The organism is Rothia kristinae NBRC 15354 (genome assembly GCF_001570865.1).
Classification (GTDB): Bacteria; Actinomycetota; Actinomycetes; order Actinomycetales; family Micrococcaceae; genus Rothia; species Rothia kristinae.
This window is the reverse complement of sequence record NZ_BCSM01000032.1, coordinates 1-1,429: the sequence shown is the minus strand read 5'-3', so window position 1 is coordinate 1,429 and position 1,429 is coordinate 1. Positions and strand designations below refer to the sequence as shown.

Sequence of the window (1,429 nt, the reverse complement as noted above, 5' to 3'; positions counted from 1 at the left end):
GGCTCTTCACGAACGAGGGTGTAGTCGGTTGAGCGCGTCGGTGGCCGGGTAGGGGTCGAGGTCTCCCGGATGATGGAAGTTCTTCACGCTCGCCATCCCGAAAGACCTCGACGTGCTCCACCCTACTTTCGCGACCCCTGACCTGACCACGTTCTGCCGCCTCGACGAGCTCGGCCTCGTCGCCGTCGGCCAGCTGATCGAGCCGGATCGGGCCACGATCGAATGCCGCGTCGTCGAGGACGACCCGTGGTGTCGGAAGTGCGGTGTCGAGGGCGTGCCGCGGGACACGGTCACGCGTCGACTGGCGCACGAATCGTTCGGGCACCGGCCGACGACCCTGCTGGTGCGGGTGCGCCGGTACCGGTGCGGACACTGCCGGCGCACGTGGCGGCAGGACATGACGCGGGCAGCGGCGCCGCGTGCGAAGATCTCCCGCGGCGGCCTGGAGTGGGCGCTGCGGGGCATCGTCATCGACCACCTCACCGTCACCCGCGTCGCCGCAGGTCTCGGGGTGTCCTGGAGTGCCGCGAACGCCGCCGTCCTCGCGGAAGGCAAGCGGCGCCTGATCGACGACCCCGCCCGGTTCGACGGGGTCACCACGATCGGTGTCGACGAGCACGTCTGGCGACACACGAGGCTGGGCGACAAGTACGTCACCGTGATCATCGACCTCACGCCCGCGAGGAACAAGACCGGGCCGGCGAGGCTGCTGGACATGGTCGAGGGCCGCTCCAAGGCGGTGTTCAAGCAGTGGCTCGCCGCCCGCCCTGCGGACTGGGCGAAGCGGATCGAGGTGGTCGCGATGGACGGCTTCGCCGGGTTCAAGACCGCTGCCGCCGAGGAACTCCCCGACGCCGTCCCCGTCATGGACCCGTTCCACGTGGTCCGCCTCGCCGGCGACGCGCTGGATGTCTGCCGGCGTCGGGTCCAGCAAGACACCACCGGTCACCGCGGGCTCAAGGGCGACCCGCTCTACAAAGCCCGCCGCACCCTGCACACCGGGGCGAGCCTGCTCACCGACCGGCAGCGGGCACGCCTGGACGCAGTGTTCGCGAGCGAGGAGCACGTCGAGGTCGAGGCGACCTGGGGCATCTACCAGCGCATCGTCGCGGCCTACCGGGAGCCCGACAAGAAGAAAGCGAAGGCGATGATGCAGGAGGTGATCGCTGCGATCAGCAGCGGCGTTCCCGCGGCGCTCGTCGAGGTCCGCAAGCTCGGCCGGACCATGAAGCAGCGGGCGGGCGACATCCTCGCGTTCTTCGACCGCCCCGGCACCAGCAACGGCCCGACCGAGGCCATCAACGGGCGACTCGAACACCTCCGCGGCTCCGCCCTCGGCTTCCGCAACCTCACCCACTACATCGCTCGGTCGCTGCTCGAAGCCGGAGGGTTCAGACCCGCGCTACACCCTCGTTCGTGAAGAGCCCCC

Annotated in this window: 1 protein-coding gene; it reads left to right on the top strand. The window is 69.9% G+C overall.

What is annotated here, in order from left to right:
- Positions 1 to 112 precede the first annotated feature (112 nt).
- A complete protein-coding gene (locus KKR01S_RS10400) occupies positions 113 to 1,420 on the top strand; it encodes an ISL3 family transposase (protein WP_061225938.1) in 1,308 nt (435 codons plus the stop codon).
- Positions 1,421 to 1,429 lie beyond the last annotated feature (9 nt).